Origin of the sequence: Ancylobacter sp., assembly GCF_965279025.1 — a bacterium.
In the GTDB taxonomy this organism is placed as follows: Bacteria; Pseudomonadota; Alphaproteobacteria; order Rhizobiales; family Xanthobacteraceae; genus Ancylobacter.
Genome location: NZ_OZ257132.1, coordinates 3,665,458 through 3,687,296 on the forward strand (window position 1 = coordinate 3,665,458; position 21,839 = coordinate 3,687,296).

Sequence of the window (21,839 nt, forward strand, 5' to 3'; positions counted from 1 at the left end):
GGCGCCGGCCACTTGGTCACACGTATTCATATACCGTGCGGCCAGCGACCAGCGTGCGCACGACGCGGCCCTCGAAGCGGGCCTCGTCGAAGGGCGTGTTGCGGCAGCGCGACTTCAGCGTCTGCGCGTCCAGTATCCACGCGTCGTCCAGCGCGAGGAGAGCGATGTCGGCCCGGGCGCCCGGCCGCAGAGTGCCACCCTGCAAGCCGAGCCGTTCCGCCGGCCGGGTCGACATGGCGCGGATCAGCGTCATGAGGTCGAGCGCCCCCGAGGTGACGAGGCGCAGGCCGGCGGGGAGCATGGTCTCCAGCCCGACCGCGCCGAACGCCGCCTCGGAGAAGGGCAGCCGCTTGACCTCGACATCCTGCGGATTGTGGTCCGACACGATGATGTCGATCAGCCCCTCGGCCACCGCCTCGACGAGGGCGATGCGGTCATCCTCGGCGCGCAGCGGCGGCGTCAGCTTGAAGAAGGTGCGGTAGCCGACCACGTCGCGCTCGTTGAGCGTCAGGTGGTTGATGGAGGCCGAGGCGGTGATGTCGATACCGGCATCCCGGGCGCGTCGCAGCACCTCAAGTGAATCCGCGCAGGTGAGCGAGGCCGCGTGGTAGCGGCCGCCGGTGATGGCCGCGAGGCGGACGTCGCGCTCGAAGATGATGGTCTCGGCGGCCCTGGACAGGCCGGCGAGACCGAGGCGCGAGGCGAGTTCGCCTTCATTCATAACGCCTTCGCCGGCGAGGCTCGCATCCTGGGTGTGATGGACGATGAGCGCGCCGAAATCGCGGCCATAGGTCAGCGCGCGGCGCAGCACCTGCGCCGAGGCGAGGGAGCGGGTGCCATCGGTGAAGGCGACCGCGCCTGCTTCGGCGAGCAGGCCAATCTCGGTCATCTCCCGCCCTTCGAGACCCTTGGTGAGGGCGGCCATGGGATGGACATGGACGATGGCGGTGTCGCGCGCCCGGCGCAGGATGAAGTCGACAATGGCGGGGTCGTCGATCACCGGGTCGGTGTCGGGCTGGCAGATGATGGTGGTGACGCCGCCCGCCGCCGCCGCCTGGCTGGCGGAGGCCAGCGTCTCGCGGTGCTCGGCGCCCGGCTCGCCGATGAAGGCGCGCATGTCGACAAGGCCGGGCACGGCGACCAGACGGCGGCAGTCGACGATTTCGGTATCGGCTGGCAGGCCGGCGGACAGGTTCGGGGCGATGTCCTTGATCACGCCGTCGGCGATCAGGATGTCGCCATGGGTGTCGAGATCGCGCGAGGGGTCGAGGATGCGCGCCTTGGAGAGCAAGGTGGGGCGGGGCTCATGCATTGGGCAAATTCCCCGGTAGCGTTCGCGACAGCGCATCCAGCACCGCCATGCGGACGGCGACCCCCATCTCGACCTGTTCGCGGATGAGCGACTGGGCACCGTCGGCGACCGCCGAATCGATCTCGACGCCGCGATTCATCGGGCCGGGATGCATCACCAGCGCGTCCGGCTTGGCGAAGCGCAGCTTGGCTTCATCCAGCCCCCAGAAGTGGAAATATTCTTTTACCGAAGGCACGTAGGAGCCGTTCATGCGCTCGCGCTGGAGGCGCAGCATCATGACGATATCGACATCGGCCAGCCCGCTGCGCATGTCGCCATGCACCGAGACGCCGAAGCGCTCGATACCCTTGGGCAGCAGCGTCGGGGGCGCGACGACCCGCACCTGCGCGCCGAGCGCCTGCAACAGCAGGATGTTGGAGCGGGCGACGCGTGAATGGGTGATGTCGCCGCAGATGGCGACGGTGAGTCCCTGGATGCGGCCCTTGTTGCGGCGGATGGTGAGGGCGTCGAGCAGCGCCTGGGTCGGGTGCTCATGGGCGCCGTCCCCGGCATTCACCACGGCGCAGTCGACCTTGCGGGCGAGCAGTTCCACCGCCCCGGAGGCGCTGTGGCGCACGATCAGCACGTCGGGGTGCATGGCGTTGAGCGTTGCCGCCGTGTCGATGAGCGTCTCGCCCTTCTTCACCGAGGAGGTGCTGACCGACATGTTCATCACGTCGGCGCCGAGGCGCTTGCCGGCGATCTCGAACGAGGCCTGCGTGCGGGTCGAGGCCTCGAAGAACAGGTTGATCTGGGTGCGCCCGCGTAGCGTCGCGCGTTTCTTCTCGACCTGGCGGTTGAGAAGCACGAACTCTTCGGCGAGGTCGAGAAGGCCGACGATCTCGTCGGGCGACAGACCCTCGATGCCGAGCAGGTGGCGGCGCTGGAGGGTGAAGCTGGCGTTCGGGTTCGATGTCATATCGAAGTCGGCTGGATAGAGGCGTTGAGCGCCTGCCGCAAGCCCCTAAGCGCGCCGGGGCGACTTTCCCTCACAGAAGTGCGACCGCGGCGATGACGAGAGGCATGGTCACGGCGGCCAGAAGTGTCTGAACGGTAAGGATTTCCGCCAGCAGCGGCGCGTCCCCGCCCATCTGCCGCGCCAGCACGTAGCCGTTCGGGGCGGAGGGGACGGAGGCGCCCACCGCGACGATGAGCAGGTCGACGTCGCGCAGGCCCATCGCGAGGCCGATCGCCACCGCGACGCCGGGGAGAATCGCCAGCTTCACGAGGCTGGCGAACCAGGTGGCCGCGTTTGGCGAGCGCAGGTCCTCCAGTCGCAGGCCGGCGCCGACGACCAGCAGGCCAAGCGCCAGCGAGGAGCGGCCGAGAATGTCGCCGAAGGTCATCAGCACCGGCGGGATTGGCAGGTGCAGGGCGTTGATCAGCGCGCCGGCGGCGCAGGACCAGATGAACGGGTTGCGCGCAATCTGAAGCAGCAGCAAGCGGTTGCTCGCGCCGCCATTCTCGCCGTGCCGCGCCAGCACGATGACGCTGAGCGTGTTCAGCACCGGGATCATCACCGCGAGGCCGACGGCGGCGACCGCCAGCCCGCGCGGCCCGGCGAGCGAACCCGAGACGGCGAGGGCGATATAGGTGTTCCAGCGCAGCGCGCCCTGGAAGACCGAGGTGTAGCTCGGGCCGTTGAGACCGAAGGCGCGGGAGATCCGGTGGCGGGTGAGGGCGATGAGGAGGCCGATGAGACCGATGGCGCCGAGCAGCGCCGTCGACACCTCCATGACGGCGACTTCGCCGAGATCCGCCCGCGCGATGCTCACTACCAGCAAGGCGGGGAACAGGATGAAATAGGTCAGCCTCTCCAGCGCGATCCAGTGCGAGGCTTCGGGCAGAAGCCCGCGCTTGAGCACGGCACCGAGGGCGATGGTGAGGAAGACCGGCACCAGCGCGCCGAGCACAGCGGACATGTCAGCCCCGCTCCATCGAGAAAATCAGCCGTTGCCGGCGATGAAGCGCAGCCGGTCGAGCGCGCCCTGCAGGATGAAAGCGGCGGCCTGCTGGTCCACCACCTCGGCACGCCGCGCCCGGCTCATGTCCATGGCGATCATGTCGCGCTCGACGGCGGCGGTGGAGAGGCGCTCGTCCCACAGGATGATCGGCAATTCGGTGAGGCGGGCAAGATTGCGGGCAAAGGCGCGGGAGGATTGCGCGCGCGGCCCCTCGCTGCCGTCCATGTTCACCGGCAGGCCGATGACGATGCCGATCGCCCCGCGCGCCGTGCCCAGCGCGAGAATGCGGGCGGCATCGGGGGTGAACTGCTTGCGGGCAATGGTCTCCACCGGGGCGGCGAGCCGCCGGTCGGGATCGGAACTCGCGACGCCGATGGTCTTGGTGCCAAGATCGAGCCCGATCAGCCCGCCGCGAATCGGCAGGAGCGGGGCGGCGTCGGTGACGGTGAGGATGGGGGCGACCATGACCGCGCTCGCCTAGCATGACCGCCGCGCGGACACCATGGCCGCCGCGCCCGCGAGCCGCCGCGTGTCTCGGCATGCTTGTGTCGGGGCTTGGGTGCCCTATGTTCCCCGCGTCTGTTTTCCGCGTCTGTTTTCTGCGTCCCCTGCCACGAATGAGGAATGGCGATGAATATCACCTGGTTCGGCCATGCGGCGTTTCGGCTCGACTTCGCGGGCACCTCGGTGCTGATCGATCCGTTTCTCACCGGCAACCCCGCCTTCACCGGCGATTTCGGCGCGGCCATCGCGGATGTCTCTTATGTGCTGCTCACCCATGGCCATGGCGACCATGTGGGCGACACGGTCGCCATCGCGCAGGCCAACGAGGCGACGGTGGCCGCCAATGCCGACCTCGCCGGCTGGCTGGGCCAGCAGGGCGTCGCCAAGCTCGAGCCGATGAACACCGGCGGCACGGTGCATTGCGACGGGTTCACCGTCAGCATGGTGCGGGCCGACCACTCTTCCGGCATGATGGAAGAGGGCAAGACCGTCTATCTCGGCAATGCCAACGGCATCATCGTCAAGGCCCCGGGCGAGCCGACCGTCTGGCACATGGGCGATACCGACATTTTTTCCGACATGGGCCTGATCGCCGAGCTGCACAAGCCGGACGTGGTGATCGTGCCGATCGGCGACCGCTTCACCATGGGCCCCGAACTGGCGGCGATCGCGGTGTCCCGCTATCTCGGCGGCCTCACCATCATTCCCGCGCATTATGCGACCTTCGGCCTGCTGGAGCCCGGCGCCGAGCGTTTCGTCTCGCTGGTGGGGGAAGAAGCAACGGTGGTGGTGCCGGAGAAGGGCGTGCCGGTGGCCTTGTCCCGGCTCTGATCCGGGTCAGGCGACGCCGATGGCCGCCAGTCCGCGGCGCACGGCAACCGCCTGACGCACCAGCACCAGTGCGACGAACGCCTCCAGCGCCTCGGTGAGCGCCGGCTGCGGCAGCACCCCGGGCCCCCGGCTGCCCTGTTCATCGACTCGCCGCACGAGGCCGGCCTCGGCTGCGTTCTGCACGATGCCGACGACGTGGGAGCGGGAGATGCGGAACGAGCGCGCCAGCTGGGAGATCGACAGCGGCTGGCCGGTCGGCCCGGTGCCGAACAGGGCGAAGGCGATCAGCATGCCGCCGTCCCGGTCGGCGAAATGGGCAATGGCGGGAACGTCGAAGGCGGGGCGCCAGCCGGCCCGCATCGGCTCCAGCAGAGCGTGGACGAAGGCGGCGAGGAAGGCCGGATCTTCGATATGGTGCAGGCCGCGCTCCCCTTCCTCGGGCAGGACGAGGGCGAGGCTCTGCAGGATGGTCCGCCAGCGCTCGCGGTGGATCGCCAGCAGCCGCTCCGTGACGACAAGGCGCCGGCGCCGCCCGTCGAGATCCGGCGCCGGAGCCACCAGCCCGAACAGCCGGAAGGCGGCGAGAATGGCGCCCACCCGGCCGGGGCTGCAGATGTCGAGCGCCACGGCCTCGGCCTTCAGCCGGCCGGTGGTGAGGCCGGGCGCGTCGGGCTGCTCGAAATGCATGTCCAGCATCAGCAGGGCGAGCGCCACCCGGCCCCGGTCGTTGAGCAGCCGCGTGAGCAGCAGGTTGCCGCGATAGGCTTCACTGAGAGTGATGGCTGCCTGCCGGGCGACCCAGGGAAAATCCGGCCGGGCGCGCATCCGGGCACGTTCCTGCAATTCGCCGGGCATCAGCGCATTGAACCGGAGTGTGTCGGAGGCATCGATTCGAACCGTAGCTGAATCGCGCGCAGACATGCTTGTCCCCGTATCCCTAGGTTACGACCAATAATCGACATTGCTGAGCGCTACAATTCGCCCAATGTGGCGTCCGGCTCCCCTAGGGGTATCCCGACAAGGACATGATCATTATGAGCTTCCATTCTCACCTCTTCCCGTCGGCGCGCCGCCTCGTGCCGGCCGCGCTCTGCGGCGGTTTGCTGGTCGCTCTCGCCGTGGGCAGTTCGACCCCCGCCGACGCAGCCGTCATCTATTGCACCGGCCCGGGCATTCCGGTCGGATGCGTGGTTCGCGCCACTCCCTATGCCGCGCCCGCGGCACGGGCGGCCGTCTACTGCACGCGCCCTGGCTTTCCGGCCGGCTGCACCGCCGGCGCCAATGTCAATGCACGCGCCGTCGCACGGCCCGGTCCCGGCGTCAATGTGAACGGCGGCGTGAACCGCGCGGGCGTGCGTTGAGTTCGACCTTACCATGGAGACTGTCATGATGCTTCGTTCCATCGTCCGCGCCCGCGGGCTGTCCACGGCTGCCTGCGCCGCGCTCGTGCTGCTGGCCGGCACCGCCGCCCGCGCCGACCAGGCCGCCGGCAATGCCTGCGCCGCCTCGCTCAATGCCGACGGCAAGGCGATCTATTCGGCGGTGATCGCCGCCGGCAACACCGGCGACCTGCGCACCCTCGTCACCGACACCACCAAGTCGCTGGCCATGTCGGGCCAGATCGACCGCGGCAGCGCGCGCAGCAATGCGGAAGCGGCCGGCCAATGCCTGGAGCAGGCGCGCTCCTGAGCAAGCCGGCCGGCCTGGGTACGGCCGGCGCGGCTCGCCGACCGGCATCCGAAACCCGTCATCGATTGTGGAGCGTAGCGCCGCGCGTTGCGGGGCGCGGTGCCTGCCTGCTATAGGGCGCGCATCGGTTTCAGTGGATTGGGAATTCGGATGTCGGTCGATCAGGCGACGGTCCGGCGGGTGGCGCATCTGGCGCGCATCGCCGTGACCGAGGACGAGGTGGCGCACCTCCAGGGCGAGCTCAACGCCATCCTCGCCTTCGTGGAGCAGCTCGGCGAGGTGGATACGGCCGGCGTAGAGCCCATGACCAGCGTTATTCCGATGACCTTGCCGCTGCGCGAGGACGCGGTGAGCGACGGCTTCTATGCCTCGCGCGTGCTCGCCAACGCGCCGGCGAGCGAGGACGGTTTCTTTGCCGTTCCGAAAGTGGTGGAGTGAGCCCCATGAGCGCATCCACCCCCGGCGAGCTTACCCGCCTCACCGTCACGGCCGCCCATGAAGGGTTGAGCCAGGGTCATTTCACCGCCACCGAGCTGACGCAGGCCTATCTCGACGCCATCGAGGCGGCCGGCGCGCTCAACGCCTATGTTCTGGCGACGCCGGAAAAGGCGCTGGAGATGGCCAAGGCCAGCGATGCGCGCTTCGCCGCCGGCGAGGCCGGGCCGCTGGAGGGCATTCCGCTCGGCATCAAGGACATGTTCGCCACCGAGGGCGTGCGCACCACGGCCTGCTCGAACATCCTCAAGGACTTCATCCCGCCCTATGAATCGACCGTCACCTCCCGCCTGTGGAAGGACGGCGCCGTCCTGCTGGGCAAGCTGAACCAGGACGAGTTCGCCATGGGCTCGTCCACCGAATCGAGTGCCTTCGGGCCGGCGGTGAATCCGTGGCGGCGCAACGGCTCTTCCCAGAAGCTGGTGCCGGGTGGCTCCTCCGGCGGCTCGGCAGCGGCGGTGGCGGCGCATATCTGCGCCGGGGCGGCGGGCACCGACACCGGCGGCTCGATCCGCCAGCCGGCGGCCTTCACCGGTACGGTGGGCATCAAGCCGACCTATGGCCGCTGCTCGCGCTGGGGCGTCGTCGCCTACGCCTCCTCGCTCGACCAGGCCGGACCGATCGCCCGCTCGGTGAACGACGCCGCGCTGCTGCTGCGCTCCATGGCCGGCCATGACGCGAAGGATTCCACCAGCGTCGACATGGCCGTTCCCGACTATGAGGCGGCTGTGGGCGCCTCGGTGAAGGGCAAGCGCATCGGCATTCCCCGCGAGTACCGCGTCGACGGCATGTCGCCGGAGATCGCCGCGCTGTGGGACAAGGGCGCGGACATGCTGCGCGCCGCCGGCGCCGAGATCGTCGAGATCAGCCTGCCGCACACCAAATATGCGCTGCCCTCCTACTACATCGTCGCGCTGGCCGAGGCGTCCTCCAACCTCGCGCGCTATGACGGCGTGCGCTATGGCGAGCGGGTCGCCGGGCGCGATATCGTCGACATGTACGAGAAGACGCGCGCCGCCGGCTTCGGCGATGAAGTGCGCCGCCGCATCATGGTCGGCACCTATGTGCTCTCGGCCGGCTATTACGACGCCTATTACCTCAAGGCGCAGAAGGTACGCACGCTGATCAAGCGCGACTTCGAGACCGTCTTTGCCGAGGGGATCGACGCCGTGCTGGCGCCGGCCACGCCCTCGCCGGCCTTCGGCATCGGCGAGAAGTCGGGCGCCGACCCGGTGGAGATGTATCTGCAGGACGTGTTCACCGTGACGCTGAACATGGCCGGCCTGCCGGGCATCGCGGTGCCGGCCGGGCTCTCCTCCGAGGGGCTGCCGCTCGGCCTGCAGCTCATCGGCCGCCCCTTCGGCGAGGAGAGCCTGTTTTCGCTCGGCCAGGTGATCGAGGAGGCCGCCGGCCGCTTCGAGGTCACCGACCGCTGGTGGGAGTGAGGCGATGCCGAGCCTGCCCTCGAATGAGCGCTCGCTCGCGCCCTTCCGGGCGGAGATCGACGCCATCGATGCCCAGATCGTCGAACTGCTCGCCCGCCGCTTCGAGGTGGTGAAACACGTCATCGCCGTGAAGAAGGTGGAAGGGCTTGCCGCCTTCCTGCCCGAGCGGGTGGAGGACGTGATCGACAAGGTGAGCGCCGAGGCCGAGACCAAGGGCGTGCCGCCCGAACTGGTCGAGAAGCTCTGGCGCGAACTGATCGCGTGGGTCATCGCCTATGAGAATGAGCGGCTCGGCTAAGCCGGCCGCAAGGGTCTACTCGGCGGCGGCGCGGCGCATCGCTTGCCCCGCTCCCTGCTCTGCCGCAGCCTCCTGCTGTGCCGCGGTTTCCTCTCTCCACACATCGAACTGCCCGGCATTTCGGCAGAAGCCGGGGACCGGCGCCGTCGCGTCGCGGGCTTCCAGCCAGCGGTGGCAGTCGGGGGCGTCGCGGCAGCCGAGGCAGCGCTGGGCGGCGGCGCGCAATTCTTGCGGCGCCTGGGCAGAGAGCGTCGCGAGGTCGACGCCGGCCTGTTCGGCCATCGCCCGAAACAGCGCGAGGCGCTCGTCAATCGTGTCGACATTCATGGCGGTTCTCCCTTTGGGGGAGAGTGCCGGCGCGCGACCGCGCCGGCCTTGATCTGTCGCAAAGGAGCGGCCGGGCCCACCCGGGCCCCCGCCGTTCGCCTTACCGGCCGACCAGCGGGTCACTGAGGCCGACGGCGTAGAAGCCGACCAGCAGCAGCGTGCCGGCGACGATCAGATAGTAGATCGTCGGCAGGATGGTGATGCGCAGCGTCGCCCCTTCGCGCCCGAGCAGGCCGACCGTCGCCGAGGCCGCGACCACGTTGTGGATGGCGATCATGTTGCCGGCGGCGGCGCCGACCGACTGGCCTGCCACCATCAGCGCCGACGAAATGCCGAGGCCCTGCGCCACCGAGAACTGGAACTGGCTCAGCATGAGATTGCTGACCGTGTTCGAGCCGGCGAGGAAGGCACCCAGCGCGCCGATGGTGGGGGCGAAGACCGGGTAGACCGCGCCGACCTGTTCCGACACCCACTCGGCGACCAGCACCGGCATGCTGTCCAGCCCATTGGCGTTGACGCCGGAATTGATCATCACCCGCACCATCGGCACGGTGAAGATCAGCACGAAGCCGGCACCGATCAGCGTGCCGCTGCTCTCGCGCACGGCGGCACCGAAGCCGGCCAGCGTCATGCGATGCAGCAGCACCGTGATGAGGCAGATGATGACGAGCAGCCCGCCCGGCGAGAACAGCAGCGGGAAGTCGCCATTGATGCCCTGTTCGCCGAGCAGATCTGAGAACGCCAAGGTCGCCGACTTCAGCGCGTTGCCGATGTCGGGCATGGTGCGGCTGACCACCAGCACGACCGCCAGCAGCACATAGGGCGCCCAGGCGAGGGCGAGCGGGATGGTGCGCTTCGCCAGGCTGTCGAGCGTGATGTCGAGCTGGCCGAACCATTCCTTCGGCCATTCGGAGGGCGGCGCGAAGTCCCAGGATTGCTTGGGCACCAGAAAGCCGGAGCGGGCCGCGAGGGTCATCACCCCGAGGCCGATCAGGCCGCCGAGCAACGAGGGGAATTCCGCGCCGAGGAAGGTGGCCGCCAGTACATAGGGCACCGTCATGGCGAAGGCGCCGAGAATGGCGAAGGGGGCGGCCGAAAGGCCCTCGGTCCAGGATTTGTTGCGGCCGAAGAAGCGGGTCATCACCATGATGAGGAACAGCGGCATCAGCGTGCCGCAGATGGCGTGGATGACCGCCACCTCCGTGGTGATGAGGTGGAAGAAGATGGCCCAGGAAGAGCCGGCCTCGGTGAGTTGCGCGGTAATCGCCGCCTGATCGAGGCCGGTCTGCACGCCGACGATCAGCGGGGTGCCGACGGCGCCGAAGGACACCGGCGTCGACTGGATCATCATGCCGAACACCACGGCGGCCATCGCCGGGAAGCCGACCGCCACCATCAGCGGCGCGGCGACGGCGGCGGGGGTGCCGAAGCCCGAAGCGCCCTCGATGAAGGAGCCGAACAGCCAGGCGATGAGGATGACCTGGATGCGCCGGTCCGGGCTGATCGAGGTGAAGCCGGCGCGGATCGTGGAGATGGCGCCCGAATGCTTGAGCGTATTCAGCAGCAGGATGGCGCCGAAGATGATCCAGAGCAGGCCGGCGGTCTGCAGCAGGCCCTGCAGGGTGGAGGCCATGACCCGGTTGGCGCTGACGCCCCAGAAGACGAGGGCGATGACCACCGCCATCGCATAGGTGATGGGCATCACGATGCGCGCGGCGATACGGAATCCGATGAGCAATACGCCTGCCGACAGGATCGGCAGGAAGGCAAGCAGTGCGAGCAAACCCGTTGACATCCGTTTCTTCCCTCCTTGTCGCCTGCCTTTTCCGCGGGAGCCGGTTGCGGAGATGGCGACGTTGACTGTTGCGAAGCGCTCCTCCCGGGAGCACGCCGACTGGTAATATTTTCTGACCAGAATGGCGCTGACTGCAGGATTACCTCGCGTGAGCCTCCCTGTCGCCCCGTCCAAAGGTCGGGTTGGGCGGATTTGTCGCCCGGCGCGTTCACATCGCCGCGGGTGGCGCCCGTTCTTCGCCCGGCGAGCGGTGCGGATGCGGGAGAAGGTTGTCAGGACGGGCGAGAGCGGAGTAGGGAACTGCCACTCCCGCGCTTTCGTGCCGACGCACGCCAGAACAGGTCCGTCCGATGAACATGCATTCCCGTCCCGCCGACCCGAAGAAGCTCATCAAGGGTGCCACTGGCGATTGGGAGATCGTGGTCGGCATGGAAATCCATGCCCAGGTCACGTCCAATTCCAAGCTGTTCTCCGGCGCTTCGACCGAATTCGGCGGCGAGCCCAACAGCCATGTCTCGCTGGTGGATGCGGCGATGCCGGGCATGCTGCCTGTCATCAACGCCGAATGCGTGAAGCAGGCCGTGCGCACCGGCCTCGGCCTGAAGGCGCAGATCAACAAGCGCTCGGTGTTCGACCGCAAGAACTATTTCTACCCCGACCTGCCGCAGGGCTACCAGATCAGCCAGTTCAAGGACCCCATCGTCGGCGAGGGCATCGTGCTGGTCGACACCTCGGACGGGCCGATCGAGGTCGGCATCGAGCGGCTGCATCTGGAGCAGGACGCCGGCAAGTCGATCCACGACCAGCACCCCACGCTGTCGCTGGTCGACCTCAACCGCTCCGGCGTGGCGCTGATGGAGATCGTCTCCAAGCCGGATCTGCGCTCCTCCGAGGAAGCCAAGGCCTATGTGACCAAGCTGCGCACCATTCTGCGCTATCTCGGCACCTGCGACGGCGACATGGAGAAGGGCTCGCTGCGCGCCGACGTGAACGTCTCGGTGCGCAAGCCGGGCGATGATTTCGGCACGCGCTGCGAGATCAAGAACGTCAACTCCATCCGCTTCATCGGCCAGGCGATCGAGACCGAGGCACGCCGGCAGATCGGCATCATCGAGGATGGCGGCACGATCGACCAGGAAACCCGCCTGTTCGACCCCGGCAAGGGCGAGACGCGCTCCATGCGCTCGAAGGAAGAAGCGCATGACTACCGCTATTTCCCCGACCCGGATTTGCTGCCGCTGGAATTCGACGACGCCTTCGTCGCCGAGCTGAAGGCGCATCTGCCGGAACTGCCGGATGAGAAAAAGGCGCGCTTCGTCTCCGCCTATGGCCTCTCCGCCTATGATGCGGACGTGCTGGTGGCCGAGAAGGAGACCGCCGACTTCTACGAAGCAGCGGTGGCCCATGGCGGCACGGCCCGCGACGCCAAGGCGGTGGCCAACTGGATCATGGGCGACGTGTCGGCCTTCGCCAATGCCTCCGGCCTGTCGGTGTACGAGACCCATATCACCCCGGTGCAGATCGCCGGCCTGGTCGACCTCATCGCCGACGGCACCATCTCCGGCAAGATCGCCAAGGACGTGCTGGCGATCATCATCGCCGAGGACAAGGACGGGGACCCCCGCGTGATCGTCGAGGCGCGCGGCATGAAACAGGTGACGGATACCGGCGCTATCGAGGCGGCGGTCGACGCCATCATCGCCGCCAACCCCGACAAGGTGGCGCAGGTGCTCGCCAAGCCGACCATGCTCGGCTGGTTCGTCGGCCAGGTGATGAAGCAGACCGGCGGCAAGGCCGCGCCGCAGGTGGTCAACGACCTGCTCAAGGCCAAGCTGGGGATATGAGCGGCACCGCGTCCGGCGCCCCTGCGGCGGGCGCCGTCATCGTCGCGCCCGCCACCCGCGCCGATCTGCCGGCCATCGTCTCGATTCTCGCGCGCGAGACGCTGCTGGGCGTGCGTGACAGCACGGAGCCCGCCGCGTTTCCCGAGTATGAGCGCGCCTTCGATGAGATCGCCACCGATCCGCGCGCGACGCTCTATGTCGCGCGGCTCGACGGCCGCGTGGTCGGCACCTTCCAGCTGGTGTTCTTCCGCGCGCTGCTGCGCCACGGCACGCTGCTCGCCCACGCCGAGGCGGTGCAGGTCGACCCGGAGGTGCGCGGCAAGGGCGTCGGCCGGGCAATGATGGACTTCGCCATTGCCGAGGCGCGCCGCCGGGGCGCCGGCTCGCTGCAGCTTGCCTCCAACAAGCAGCGGCATGACGCGCACCGCTTCTATGAACGGGCCGGCTTCGAGAAGCGCCTCGACGGCTTCAAGATCGACCTCGCCGGGCACGGCTGAGAAGCGCCCGGGCGGGGGGCCGGCTTACGGCAGGCAACGCGCCATGAAGACGTGCCACGCCTTGGCGCCGGTGAGGTTATGCCGGGTCTTGTAGGCCTGCCATTCGCCGTTGCAGCGGTTCAGGGCCTCGCGGTCATTGGCGTCCGGTGTGCGCGACAGGTCCGGTGCGGGGTCCGGCGCTGGGCGCGGCACGCTCGGCACCGAGGTGCGCGGCTTGGCCGGCGGTTCCTTCGGCTCGGCGGGCTTAGGGGGCGGGGTGTCGTCCAGCACGCCGGTGCCGGCAAGGCATTCCTGGGCGAAATCGCGATAGGTCTGCTTGCCGGTCTGGTTCTTCGCCTTCATCTCGTTCCACAAATCGGCGCACTGTTTCATGGAAGGCTGGGCGGCCGTTGCGGAGGCGCCCGTCGGTGCGGTGCTGCGCCGGGGAGCGGCCGGTGCCTCGACGCTTGCGGGCTTTTCGTCCGATGCCACGCCGGCCTCGGCGAGGCATCTGGTGGAGAAGTCGCGAAAATTCTGGTCGCCGGTCTGGTTCTTCGTCTTCATCTCGTTCCAGCGGTCGGCGCAGATCTTGGCCGGCGAGGGCGTCGCGGACGACTGGGCCAGCGCCGGGCCGGCGAGGGAAAGCCCGGCGAGCAGGCAGAAGAGAGCGACAGGTTTCACGCGCGCGGTCTCGCTGGTTCGTGGCGCGGGGCGCCGGGCGCGCAAATCTACCCTCATCCGCCCGGTGAGGCGAGCGCGCGGCGCCACGCTTGCCAGCGTCGCGGGGCGGCTCTAGTTCTGTTGCCATACGCCCCATGGCGGGCGAGGGGGAGTGCTTGCGTCATGGCTCAGCTTCAGTCGCGCCCGATCCAGCTCTATTTCTGGCCGACGCCGAATGGCTGGAAAATCTCCATCATGCTGGAGGAGTGCGGGCTCCCCTATGAGGTGATTCCGGTGAATATCGGCCGGGGCGACCAGTTCAAGCCGGAATTTCTCGCGCTCTCGCCCAACAACAAGATGCCGGCCATCGTCGACCCGGAAGGTCCGGGCGACGCCCCGATCTCGGTCTTCGAATCGGGCGCGATCCTGCAATATCTCGGCCGCAAGACCGGGCTGTTCTACCCCGCCGACGAGCGCGGGCGGGTCGAGGTCGACCAGTGGCTGTTCTGGCAGATGGCGGGGCTTGGCCCGATGGCCGGGCAGGCGCACCATTTCCGCATCTACGCTCCGGAAAAAATCCCCTACGCCATGGACCGCTACACCAACGAGGTTCACCGCCTCTACGGGGTGATGAACCGGCGGCTCGCCGACCGCCCGTTCCTCGCGGGCGATTACTCCATCGCCGACATCGCCTGCATCGGCTGGGCCAAGCTGTGGGAGCGGCAGGGGCAGGACATCAAGGAATTCCCGCATTTCGCCGCCTGGTTGGAGCGGATGCTGGCACGGCCGGCGGTGAAGCGGGGCCTCGCCCTCAACGCCGAGGATCGCGGCAAGGTGGACTATGCCACCGACAAGCAGGCGCAAGGCGTGCTCTTCGGCCAGCGCTCGCCCAACTGAGCGCCGGAGACGGTGGAGCGCGGGCGTATTCGGCCTTGACCGCGAGGCAGGGGAAACCTAGACAGGTCGCCGGCTCGAAGCACGGTCGCCGCAAGGCACCGTGACGCCGGCTGGAGACGTGGCCGAGAGGCTGAAGGCACTCGTTTGCTAAATGAGCAGGCCCCCAAAAGGGCCTCGAGGGTTCGAATCCCTCCGTCTCCGCCATTCCTATTTTTCCCTTTAAATCAATAACTTGGCTTGAGCCTGTAAGTCATTATGGGGAGAAGAGCGGGACTGTTGTCCACAGGCGCGGGTAACGCGGCACGGCTTGTTCTTGTTCTGTTCTCATGAAATCAATAGCGACCTACAGGAGGTCGCCATGAACGCCACGCAGCTACCCGAATCCCACGCACCGCAGACCATTGAGCCCGTCATTGGCGAGGCCGATATCGACGCCGCCATAGAGACGTGCGGCGGTGACGTCCGCAACACGATCCTCTCCCTGCTGCTGGCGCTCGACAGCGCCCGGCGTGACGCGTCCTGGGGCTATGTGCGCGGTCGTCCTTCCCGCTCGGTCAGCGGGCAGGAGGGGTGAGCCATGGTCCAGCGATAGCGAACCAGGGCGGTGTGGAAGGCCGAAGAGAGGCAGCGGGAGCTATCCGGGCACAAAGCGCGTGCTGATTGCAGGGCGCGAGCAGCGACAGGCCTTCCGCCATGTCCGCACCGATCGGATAGCGGCTGACAAACTGCCGGAGCCGATCCGCGAACGACGCGGACCGCTCCTCAGGCGCTGGGAGGCATGGCGGTCAGCCAAGCTGACGGAGAGGACGAGGAGCCGCTGAGCCCGTCTGATTCTCCGTTCATCTGCCTCGATCGGTGGCGGGCCTTTCCCGCTTATCGTTTCGGATCGGCAGAAGCGGGGGCGTGCTTCGCTCGCCTGTCTGCGCGTAGCGTCACCGCCTGGCCGTGCTGATCCTCCACTACCGACGGTTCTCAAAAAGGCGGCGATCGGAGGACGGCTAAGCCTATTACTTTGGCAGAAGGCCCTTGCGAGATTTATTTCCGTATATTAGCCTGTCAACGGGCGATGTTACAAGATGCGGGCAAGCAAACCTGATGGTATATTTGCATAATATCATCATTACGTTCATCAAAATTCGCTCTTGAAAGAGATGCTCGTCCTTTGATGGGCGGCGCGGCCGCAGGCGGGGTGAGCGACCTTTTCCGCAGCTTCACTCTTGGCGGGCCTGCAGCAATGCGGCCGTCGCCGGCACTCGGGCCGACAATGACAGAAGAGTTCGTGTCAGGAAGGGGTCACGCCGCGCGCGGGTTGTTGCTGGCGGTTGCGCCACTATGGCGGGAATACTGAACTACCAAAAATACTGGGCTACCAAAATACTGCGATGCGGAAATACTGGGCTGCTTGAGCCCAGACAACGACACTGGGGAGACATAGATGTGTACTGCGTGTGATTGGGCGCCGTATTTCGAGGCATTCGGGCGGAGCCGGACGATGAGCCGCCGCTCGGTGCTCCGCGCGGGCGCGGCGATGACGGCGGCCACCGCCCTCGCGCCGGGCTTCTTCGCGACCGATGTCTCCGCCGAGGAAAGCAAGGCCAAGGCCGCCATCGACGGCCCGGCCGATTTCGTGTTCCACAATGGCCCGGTCTACACAGTGGCGACAGCCGCAGCGTGGGCCGATGCGGTCGCGGTTCGCGGCAATACCATCGTTCATGTCGGCGATGCGGCCGGCGCCCTGGCGATGGCCGGCCCGAAGACGCAGGTGATCGACCTCAAGGGCCGGCTGCTGATGCCCGGCTTCGTCGAGGGCCACACCCACCCCTTCCTCGGCGCCTTCCTCACCTCCGGCCTCGATCTCCAACTGGCCAATCTCGACGAGGTGCTGGCGGCCATCAAGACCTACGCCAAGGAGAACCCCACCGGCCCGATCCGCGGCTTCGGCTGGCGGGTCGACATGTTCCCGCCCGAGGGGCCGAACCGGGCCGAACTCGACGCCATCCTGCCGGACCGGCCGGCCTTCTTCTTCGCCATTGACGGGCACAGCCTGTGGGTGAATTCCAAGGCGCTGGAAATGGCTGGCGTCACCCGCGACACGCCCGACCCCATTCCGCGCTTCAGCTACTACGCGCGCGACCAGAAGGGCGATCCGACCGGCTATGTGCTGGAGGTGAACGCCGTGCTCAGCCTCGTCAACGCGGTTGAGCCGATTTCCGGCGATGCGATGGGCAAGCTGCTGGAAGGCTGGCTGCCCAAGGCGGCGGCAGCCGGCATTACCACCGTGTTCGACGCCGGCGTGCCGCCGATCGGCAGCGATCAGGGCGCCATGTTCGCGCTCTATGTGGATGCCGACAAGCGCGGCGTGCTGCCATTCCGCGTATCCGCAGGGTATACGGTGAAGTCGCCGCCCATCGACAAGGCGGTGGAGACGCTGACCGACATCCGCAAGCGAATCGGCAGCGAGCTGGTCAAGGTCGACACGGTGAAGATCATCGGCGACGGCTCCCAGGCCGGCTATACGGCGTGGGTGATCGAGCCCTATGCCGACATGCCCGACTCCACCGGCGGCTCGCCTTTCACCGAGGAGCAGTGGCACCAGCTGATCAGCTCGGTGGACGCGGCGGGGTTCGACGTGCATGTCCACGCCTGCGGCGAGCGAACGACGCGGGTGGCGCTCGATTCGATCGAGAAGGCCATCGCCGCCAACCCGGCGCGCGACCGCCGTCACACCATCGCGCATCTGGTCTATGTCGAGGACAGCGACGCGCTGCGCTTCCCCAAGCTCGGCGTCATCGCCGAGTTCTCCGCCAACTGGTCGTCTGCCGATCCCGACACGCTGGAGAACATGGTGGCCCGCTACGGCCAGCCGCGCGCCAGCCGGATGTATCGCACGCGCAGCGTCCTGAAGGCAGGTGGACGGGTTTCCTTCGGCACCGACTGGCCGGCGGCCGGTTATTTCTCGACCTATGAGCCGCTCAAATCGATCCAGGTCGGCGTCACCCGGCAGCTCATCGGGCTGAAGGACGCGCCGGTGCTGAGCCCGGCCGACGAGCGCCTGACGGTGGAGGAAGCGATCCACGCCAACACGATGGGCGCGGCCTATCAGCTGCGCATGGATAAGGAGATCGGCTCCATCGAGGTCGGCAAGCGCGCCGACCTGATCGTGCTCGACCAGAACATCCTGAAGATCGATCCGCACGAGATCCACAAGACCAAGGTCGATCTGGGCATGATGAACGGGACCATCCGGCACAAGGCGTGAGGCCTTGCCGGGCGCTGATAGCCTCGAACCCCAACCCGTGAGGCGGACATGATGTGTCCGCCTGCCTGCCCTTCAGGATGGCGGCTGGTCCTGCCGCCTCACCCTCCTCGAAAGTCGTTCTCGATGAAGCCGCTGCTCGCCCTGTTGACGCTCCTCGCCGGCCTTGCTGTTTCTCCGCTCGCGGCCCAGTCGCTGCCGGACATCTGCACCAAGAAGAACTGCTTCATGACGTTTGACGGCAGCGAGCGGGGATTTTGCCAGGCCTATGTCGAGGGCAAGTCCTGCTTCATGTCGTTCAACGACAGCGAGGATCGCGGCTGGTGCCAGCATCTGCGCGAGGGCAAGTCGTGCATGATGGCGCTGGACGGCCAAGCGCGCAAAGACTGCGAGGCCAACCGGGTCCCGCGCGAGCACCGTCACTGGCAGCGGATGTGCAGCTACTGGTGAGGTTTCCACGCGCCGGCCCGGGTGGCCGGCGTCCCTATCCGGTAGCCTGTCGAACCTTTTGCCCGCGCATTCACAAGGCCCAAGTCCATGTCCCAAGACGATACGCCCGGCGGCATTTCCCGACGCGACCTGCTCGGCAAGGGGACGGCGACGATCCTCGGTGCCAATCTGCTGCCCGGCATCGCGGCCGCGCCGGCAGAGGCGGCGGAAGCGGCGACAGCGCCCGCCGAGCCAGTGACGGCGCCGGAGGCACCGCCCGGCGGCTACAACATCCTGTTCATTCTCGTGGACCAGGAGCACTTCTTCCCGAAATGGCCGTTCCCGGTGCCGGCGCGCGAGATGCTGAAGCAGAAGGGCATCACCTTCGCCAATCATCAGGCGGCGTCCTGCGTGTGCTCGCCGGCGCGCTCGGTGATCTATACCGGCCAGCACATCCAGCATTCCGGCGTCTTCGACAATCTGAACTATCTCTGGCAGCCCGACCTCTCGACGTCGATCAAGACGATCGGCCACCGCATGAGCGATCTGGGCTACCACTCGACCTATCAGGGCAAGTGGCACATGAGTGCCAATCTCGACCAGACCAAGGTCGCGGTGGACGCGCCGATGGCGGATTATCGCGAGATCATCCAGAGCTACGGCTTCGACGGTTTCTTCGGCGTCGGCGATCTCATCGACAGCGGGCTGGGCGGCTACACCTTTGACGGCTTCACCGCCGACCGCGTGGCGAGCTGGATGCGGCGCGAGGGCGAGGAACTGCGGGCCAAGGGACAGCCCTGGTTCCTGGCGGTGAACTTCGTCAACCCGCATGACGTGATGTACATCAACTCCGACCTCCCCGGCCATGTGGTGCAGGGCAAGGATGCCGCCATCGACATCTTCCCGACGCCGGAGGACAGGCTCTACCAGGAGCGCTGGGACGACCTGCCGCTGCCGTTCAACCGCAGCCAGCCGCTCGACGCGCCGGGCCGGCCGAAGGCGCACGCCATCTATCAGCAGATCCAGGACATGATGGTGGGCGAGTGGCCCGACGAGGACCGCCGCTGGCACGTGCTGCGCAACTATTATTACAACTGCATCCGCGACTGCGACCGGCAGATCGCCCATGTCCTCAAGGCGCTCGAGGACAATGACATGCACAAGAACACCATCGTGGTGTTCAACGCCGACCATGGCGAACTCGCCGGCCACCACCAGATGCGCGGCAAGGGCAACTGCACCTACAAGGAGCAGAACCACGTCCCGCTCATCATCTATCACCCGGCCTATCCCGGCGGAGTCACCTGCGAGGCCATCACCTCGCAGCTCGATTTGGCGCCGACGCTGATCGCGCTGACCGGGGCGGACCCGTCCGCGCAGGCCAAGGCCGCCGACGGGCTGAAGGGGCACGATTTCTCCGGCCTGCTGAAGGCGCCCACGACGGCGAAGGTCGACGCGATCCGGCCGGCATCGCTATTCAACTACAACATGCTCTCCTACCAGGACGTGACCTGGGCGGAGCACTTCGTGAAGATGACGTTCTCCGGCGATGTCACCAATGACGAGAAGGTCCAGACCTATCTGAAGAACGACCCGGACTTTGCCGAGCGCGTCGGCATTCGCTCGATCTTCGACGGGCGTTACCGCTTCTCGCGCTATTTCGGCCAGACCGACTTCAACACCCCCACCACGCTGGAAGACCTGGTCGCCAAGAACGATCTCGAACTCTACGATCTGCAGGAAGACCCCGGCGAGATGAACAACCTTGCCATGGACACCGCCAAGAATGGCGAGCTGCTGCTGGCGCTGAACAAGGTCGCCAACGACCTCATCGCGGCAGAAGTGGGCGTCGACGACGGTTCGTTCCTGCCGATCAAGGACGGCAAATGGTATTTCCCGTCCAAGAGTGAGCGCTAGGGGCCGTGGTGCCGGTTCGGCGGGGCAGGGGAAGGCGCGGCAGGCCTCGGCCATGGGCGGCAGCCGGGCTGATCGCCCTGCTGTCGACGGCGGCGTCCCCGCGCGCGCAGGCACAGGAGTGCGACGCCTGCGGCACCGGGACGGACGGCGCCGCGTCCACGGAGTCGCAGCCCATGACGAACTTCTTCGGCAATTCGCGCTACCTGCAGGCGATCAGCGAGCAGGTGAACCTCAGCCGTCAGGGTGGGCCGCTGCCCATCACGATTTCCGGCAATGTGCAGACCTGGACCAGCGGCCCGGAGCAGGCCGACCTCTACACGGAGAGCGCCCAGCTCGCCTACAAGATGAACGACGAGTGGACGCTGCTCGGCCAGCAGCTCTACCAGCAGCAGGCGTCGATCGAGCTGTGGAATTTCGTCGGCGGCGTCGGCTATCAGCCGACCGAGGATTTCAGCATCAATATGATGGCGGGCGTCGGCGTGCACACGCGCTACACTTACCAATGGGCCACCTATATCTCGCCGCAATACACGCTGCCGCTCACCATTGCGGGCGAGAAGAGAATCGCGCTCGGTGCCAATTTCACGGTGGAGAAATATGAGCTGGGCACGTTCTACCAGGTGCAGCCGCGCGTGAGCCTGAAGATCGCGTCGTGGCTGCCGCAGCTGCAGATCGGCTACGCGTTCGGCGACTTCGACAATTCGACCGATGTGACAAAGACCCAGTATTACCAGCCGCAGGCGGTCAGCGGGCTATCGCTGACCGCGGTGTTTCATCCCTTCGAGCCGATCTATGCGGTGATCACCTACCTGCCGGAGAACCGCAACTACATCGCCGGGAACTATTCGGTGCAGAGCACCATCAGCGGCACGCTGCACATGAACCTCACCCCGTCGCTGCGCACCTCGCTGTTCTACCAGGACACCTGGTATCAGACGGGCAGCGACCAGGCGTTCGGCGGCAGCCTCAGCGTGGCGTTCTGAGGTGAACGGGCGGGATTCTACTTCAGGCCCGCCAGCGACCGGGCCTTGGCGACGGCCTTCATGCAGCCGGCCTCATTGCCTGCCGCCTGCAGGTTCAACGCCTCGTTCAAGGCGCCGGCCGCCCCGGTCTGCGGCTCATTCAGGCCCGCTGCAGCCAGCGACGAGGGCGTCGGCTGGTGGGAATCCTGCGCGGCGACGCTCTGGTCCTGGGTCTTGGGCTGGGCCGGCCCCTTTGCCGAGGATTCCTTCAACTCGTGCTGGGTCTTGGCGATCGCTTCGACACAGTTTTCCCAATTTGCCGCGCCTGCCGGCTGAGCCAGCAGAACGGCGCCGGCGGACAGCACGGCAGCGGCGAGGCGCTTTCGCCCAAACACATATGTCGACAGGCGCTTCACGGCTGCCCCTCCGCTTACTGAAAATCCGGAACGAAATCTCGTCGGGCCACTCAAGCATCGTCCTCCGGCCAGCGTCAAGGACGATCCTGGCGGCGCGGGACGAGGCCCTGTTCTTGCACCGGACGCAGACCGGAAGTCGGCTATCGAGCCACCGAATGCCGACCCTGACGGCACGCGGCCGGTGGCTACATGATGCCTTCCGCCACGCACCGGCCCGGCCTACAAGAGCGGGTCGCCACGCCTTTTGCCGCCCACGTTCACGAGACTGATCCCGGCCATGTTC

Annotated in this window: 23 protein-coding genes and 1 tRNA gene; 15 read left to right on the forward strand and 9 right to left on the reverse strand. The window is 67.1% G+C overall.

All coding sequences use genetic code 11. The annotated features are described in order from the left end of the window. Positions 1-16 precede the first annotated feature (16 nt). From ACQY76_RS17125 to ruvX, 4 genes are all read right to left on the reverse strand, one after another. Positions 17-1,312: a dihydroorotase gene (locus ACQY76_RS17125; RefSeq protein ID WP_428029915.1), complete on the reverse strand. Its 1,296-nt coding sequence runs from the start codon at positions 1,310-1,312 to the stop codon at positions 17-19. Then, the gene (locus ACQY76_RS17130; RefSeq protein ID WP_428029916.1) at positions 1,305-2,270 is read right to left on the reverse strand and encodes an aspartate carbamoyltransferase catalytic subunit; all 966 of its coding nucleotides are present in this window, start codon (positions 2,268-2,270) and stop codon (positions 1,305-1,307) included. The genes ACQY76_RS17125 and ACQY76_RS17130 overlap by 8 nt, the downstream gene beginning before the upstream one ends. 70 nt (positions 2,271-2,340) lie before the next feature. Continuing rightward, positions 2,341-3,273, reverse strand: coding sequence for an AEC family transporter (locus ACQY76_RS17135; RefSeq protein ID WP_428029917.1), 933 nt, complete (start codon positions 3,271-3,273; stop codon positions 2,341-2,343). Between the two features lie 24 nt (positions 3,274-3,297). Beyond that, positions 3,298-3,780 carry a Holliday junction resolvase RuvX gene (ruvX, locus tag ACQY76_RS17140; protein WP_428029918.1) on the reverse strand — a complete coding sequence of 161 codons (483 nt, stop codon included), beginning with the start codon at positions 3,778-3,780 and terminating at the stop codon, positions 3,298-3,300. A gap of 165 nt (positions 3,781-3,945) precedes the next feature. Between ruvX and ACQY76_RS17145 the strand changes: the two genes are divergently transcribed. Beyond that, on the forward strand, positions 3,946-4,650 hold the full coding sequence (locus tag ACQY76_RS17145; protein WP_428033040.1) for a metal-dependent hydrolase: 705 nt from the start codon (positions 3,946-3,948) through the stop codon (positions 4,648-4,650). Between the two features lie 6 nt (positions 4,651-4,656). Here ACQY76_RS17145 and ACQY76_RS17150 read toward each other — a convergent pair whose 3' ends face one another. Next, positions 4,657-5,571: a hypothetical protein gene (locus ACQY76_RS17150; RefSeq protein ID WP_428029919.1), complete on the reverse strand. Its 915-nt coding sequence runs from the start codon at positions 5,569-5,571 to the stop codon at positions 4,657-4,659. A 113-nt stretch (positions 5,572-5,684) separates the two neighbouring features. Between ACQY76_RS17150 and ACQY76_RS17155 the strand changes: the two genes are divergently transcribed. The 5 genes from ACQY76_RS17155 to ACQY76_RS17175 all read left to right on the forward strand — a co-directional run bounded on the left by ACQY76_RS17155 (position 5,685) and on the right by ACQY76_RS17175 (position 8,577). Next, complete coding sequence (locus ACQY76_RS17155) at positions 5,685-6,011, forward strand: hypothetical protein (RefSeq protein WP_428029920.1); 327 nt, start codon at positions 5,685-5,687, stop codon at positions 6,009-6,011. Between the two features lie 25 nt (positions 6,012-6,036). Further along, positions 6,037-6,339 carry a hypothetical protein gene (locus ACQY76_RS17160; protein ID WP_428029921.1) on the forward strand — a complete coding sequence of 101 codons (303 nt, stop codon included), beginning with the start codon at positions 6,037-6,039 and terminating at the stop codon, positions 6,337-6,339. A 150-nt stretch (positions 6,340-6,489) separates the two neighbouring features. Beyond that, positions 6,490-6,777, forward strand: a complete 288-nt coding sequence (gatC, locus tag ACQY76_RS17165) for an Asp-tRNA(Asn)/Glu-tRNA(Gln) amidotransferase subunit GatC (RefSeq protein ID WP_428029922.1) — start codon at positions 6,490-6,492, stop codon at positions 6,775-6,777. A 5-nt stretch (positions 6,778-6,782) separates the two neighbouring features. Then, positions 6,783-8,279, forward strand: coding sequence for an Asp-tRNA(Asn)/Glu-tRNA(Gln) amidotransferase subunit GatA (gene gatA, locus ACQY76_RS17170; protein ID WP_428029923.1), 1,497 nt, complete (start codon positions 6,783-6,785; stop codon positions 8,277-8,279). A 4-nt stretch (positions 8,280-8,283) separates the two neighbouring features. Continuing rightward, positions 8,284-8,577: a chorismate mutase gene (locus ACQY76_RS17175; protein WP_428029924.1), complete on the forward strand. Its 294-nt coding sequence runs from the start codon at positions 8,284-8,286 to the stop codon at positions 8,575-8,577. 15 nt (positions 8,578-8,592) lie between these two features. Here ACQY76_RS17175 and ACQY76_RS17180 read toward each other — a convergent pair whose 3' ends face one another. Further along, positions 8,593-8,904 carry a DUF6455 family protein gene (locus tag ACQY76_RS17180; protein WP_428029925.1) on the reverse strand — a complete coding sequence of 104 codons (312 nt, stop codon included), beginning with the start codon at positions 8,902-8,904 and terminating at the stop codon, positions 8,593-8,595. Between the two features lie 100 nt (positions 8,905-9,004). After that, positions 9,005-10,699 carry an L-lactate permease gene (locus ACQY76_RS17185; RefSeq protein WP_428029926.1) on the reverse strand — a complete coding sequence of 565 codons (1,695 nt, stop codon included), beginning with the start codon at positions 10,697-10,699 and terminating at the stop codon, positions 9,005-9,007. Positions 10,700-11,049: 350 nt separating this feature from the next. On the opposite strand from ACQY76_RS17185, the gene gatB reads away from it, so the two are divergent. Both gatB and ACQY76_RS17195 read left to right on the forward strand, forming a co-directional pair. Beyond that, positions 11,050-12,543: an Asp-tRNA(Asn)/Glu-tRNA(Gln) amidotransferase subunit GatB gene (gatB, locus tag ACQY76_RS17190; RefSeq protein ID WP_428029927.1), complete on the forward strand. Its 1,494-nt coding sequence runs from the start codon at positions 11,050-11,052 to the stop codon at positions 12,541-12,543. Continuing rightward, positions 12,540-13,040: an N-acetyltransferase family protein gene (locus ACQY76_RS17195; RefSeq protein ID WP_428029928.1), complete on the forward strand. Its 501-nt coding sequence runs from the start codon at positions 12,540-12,542 to the stop codon at positions 13,038-13,040. Before gatB ends, ACQY76_RS17195 begins: the two co-directional genes overlap by 4 nt. 24 nt (positions 13,041-13,064) lie before the next feature. On the opposite strand, the gene ACQY76_RS17200 is transcribed toward ACQY76_RS17195, so the two are convergent. Then, entirely contained in the window at positions 13,065-13,700 is a 636-nt protein-coding gene (locus tag ACQY76_RS17200) for a hypothetical protein (protein ID WP_428029929.1), read from the reverse strand. Positions 13,701-13,862: 162 nt separating this feature from the next. On the opposite strand from ACQY76_RS17200, the gene ACQY76_RS17205 reads away from it, so the two are divergent. From ACQY76_RS17205 to ACQY76_RS17235, 7 genes are all read left to right on the forward strand, one after another. Further along, entirely contained in the window at positions 13,863-14,576 is a 714-nt protein-coding gene (locus ACQY76_RS17205) for a glutathione S-transferase N-terminal domain-containing protein (RefSeq protein WP_428029930.1), read from the forward strand. Positions 14,577-14,688: 112 nt separating this feature from the next. Further along, positions 14,689-14,780: transfer RNA gene (locus ACQY76_RS17210), tRNA-Ser, on the forward strand. Between the two features lie 154 nt (positions 14,781-14,934). After that, complete coding sequence (locus ACQY76_RS17215; RefSeq protein ID WP_428029931.1) at positions 14,935-15,150, forward strand: hypothetical protein; 216 nt, start codon at positions 14,935-14,937, stop codon at positions 15,148-15,150. Between the two features lie 918 nt (positions 15,151-16,068). Beyond that, the gene (locus ACQY76_RS17220; RefSeq protein WP_428029932.1) at positions 16,069-17,835 is read left to right on the forward strand and encodes an amidohydrolase; all 1,767 of its coding nucleotides are present in this window, start codon (positions 16,069-16,071) and stop codon (positions 17,833-17,835) included. A gap of 123 nt (positions 17,836-17,958) precedes the next feature. After that, positions 17,959-18,282, forward strand: coding sequence for a hypothetical protein (locus ACQY76_RS17225; protein ID WP_428029933.1), 324 nt, complete (start codon positions 17,959-17,961; stop codon positions 18,280-18,282). Between the two features lie 87 nt (positions 18,283-18,369). Continuing rightward, a complete protein-coding gene (locus tag ACQY76_RS17230; protein WP_428029934.1) occupies positions 18,370-20,178 on the forward strand; it encodes a sulfatase-like hydrolase/transferase in 1,809 nt (602 codons plus the stop codon). 173 nt (positions 20,179-20,351) lie between these two features. Next, on the forward strand, positions 20,352-21,161 hold the full coding sequence (locus ACQY76_RS17235; protein WP_428029935.1) for a hypothetical protein: 810 nt from the start codon (positions 20,352-20,354) through the stop codon (positions 21,159-21,161). 17 nt (positions 21,162-21,178) lie between these two features. Here ACQY76_RS17235 and ACQY76_RS17240 read toward each other — a convergent pair whose 3' ends face one another. After that, entirely contained in the window at positions 21,179-21,556 is a 378-nt protein-coding gene (locus tag ACQY76_RS17240) for a hypothetical protein (RefSeq protein ID WP_428029936.1), read from the reverse strand. Between the last annotated feature and the right edge of the window lie 283 nt (positions 21,557-21,839).

Coding starts and splice junctions, on each gene's coding strand:
- ACQY76_RS17145 (WP_428033040.1), top strand. CDS start 3,946: ATGAATATCACCTGGTTCGGCCATGCGGCGTTTCGGCTCGACTTCGCG.
- ACQY76_RS17175 (WP_428029924.1), top strand. CDS start 8,284: ATGCCGAGCCTGCCCTCGAATGAGCGCTCGCTCGCGCCCTTCCGGGCG.
- ACQY76_RS17155 (WP_428029920.1), top strand. CDS start 5,685: ATGAGCTTCCATTCTCACCTCTTCCCGTCGGCGCGCCGCCTCGTGCCG.
- gatB (WP_428029927.1), top strand. CDS start 11,050: ATGAACATGCATTCCCGTCCCGCCGACCCGAAGAAGCTCATCAAGGGT.
- ACQY76_RS17235 (WP_428029935.1), top strand. CDS start 20,352: ATGACGAACTTCTTCGGCAATTCGCGCTACCTGCAGGCGATCAGCGAG.
- ACQY76_RS17160 (WP_428029921.1), top strand. CDS start 6,037: ATGATGCTTCGTTCCATCGTCCGCGCCCGCGGGCTGTCCACGGCTGCC.
- ACQY76_RS17205 (WP_428029930.1), top strand. CDS start 13,863: ATGGCTCAGCTTCAGTCGCGCCCGATCCAGCTCTATTTCTGGCCGACG.
- ACQY76_RS17135 (WP_428029917.1), bottom strand. CDS start 3,273: ATGTCCGCTGTGCTCGGCGCGCTGGTGCCGGTCTTCCTCACCATCGCC.
- ACQY76_RS17125 (WP_428029915.1), bottom strand. CDS start 1,312: ATGCATGAGCCCCGCCCCACCTTGCTCTCCAAGGCGCGCATCCTCGAC.
- ACQY76_RS17150 (WP_428029919.1), bottom strand. CDS start 5,571: ATGTCTGCGCGCGATTCAGCTACGGTTCGAATCGATGCCTCCGACACA.
- ACQY76_RS17185 (WP_428029926.1), bottom strand. CDS start 10,699: ATGTCAACGGGTTTGCTCGCACTGCTTGCCTTCCTGCCGATCCTGTCG.
- gatA (WP_428029923.1), top strand. CDS start 6,783: ATGAGCGCATCCACCCCCGGCGAGCTTACCCGCCTCACCGTCACGGCC.
- ACQY76_RS17230 (WP_428029934.1), top strand. CDS start 18,370: ATGTCCCAAGACGATACGCCCGGCGGCATTTCCCGACGCGACCTGCTC.
- ACQY76_RS17220 (WP_428029932.1), top strand. CDS start 16,069: ATGAGCCGCCGCTCGGTGCTCCGCGCGGGCGCGGCGATGACGGCGGCC.
- ACQY76_RS17195 (WP_428029928.1), top strand. CDS start 12,540: ATGAGCGGCACCGCGTCCGGCGCCCCTGCGGCGGGCGCCGTCATCGTC.
- ACQY76_RS17225 (WP_428029933.1), top strand. CDS start 17,959: ATGAAGCCGCTGCTCGCCCTGTTGACGCTCCTCGCCGGCCTTGCTGTT.
- ACQY76_RS17215 (WP_428029931.1), top strand. CDS start 14,935: ATGAACGCCACGCAGCTACCCGAATCCCACGCACCGCAGACCATTGAG.
- ruvX (WP_428029918.1), bottom strand. CDS start 3,780: ATGGTCGCCCCCATCCTCACCGTCACCGACGCCGCCCCGCTCCTGCCG.
- ACQY76_RS17130 (WP_428029916.1), bottom strand. CDS start 2,270: ATGACATCGAACCCGAACGCCAGCTTCACCCTCCAGCGCCGCCACCTG.
- ACQY76_RS17180 (WP_428029925.1), bottom strand. CDS start 8,904: ATGAATGTCGACACGATTGACGAGCGCCTCGCGCTGTTTCGGGCGATG.
- gatC (WP_428029922.1), top strand. CDS start 6,490: ATGTCGGTCGATCAGGCGACGGTCCGGCGGGTGGCGCATCTGGCGCGC.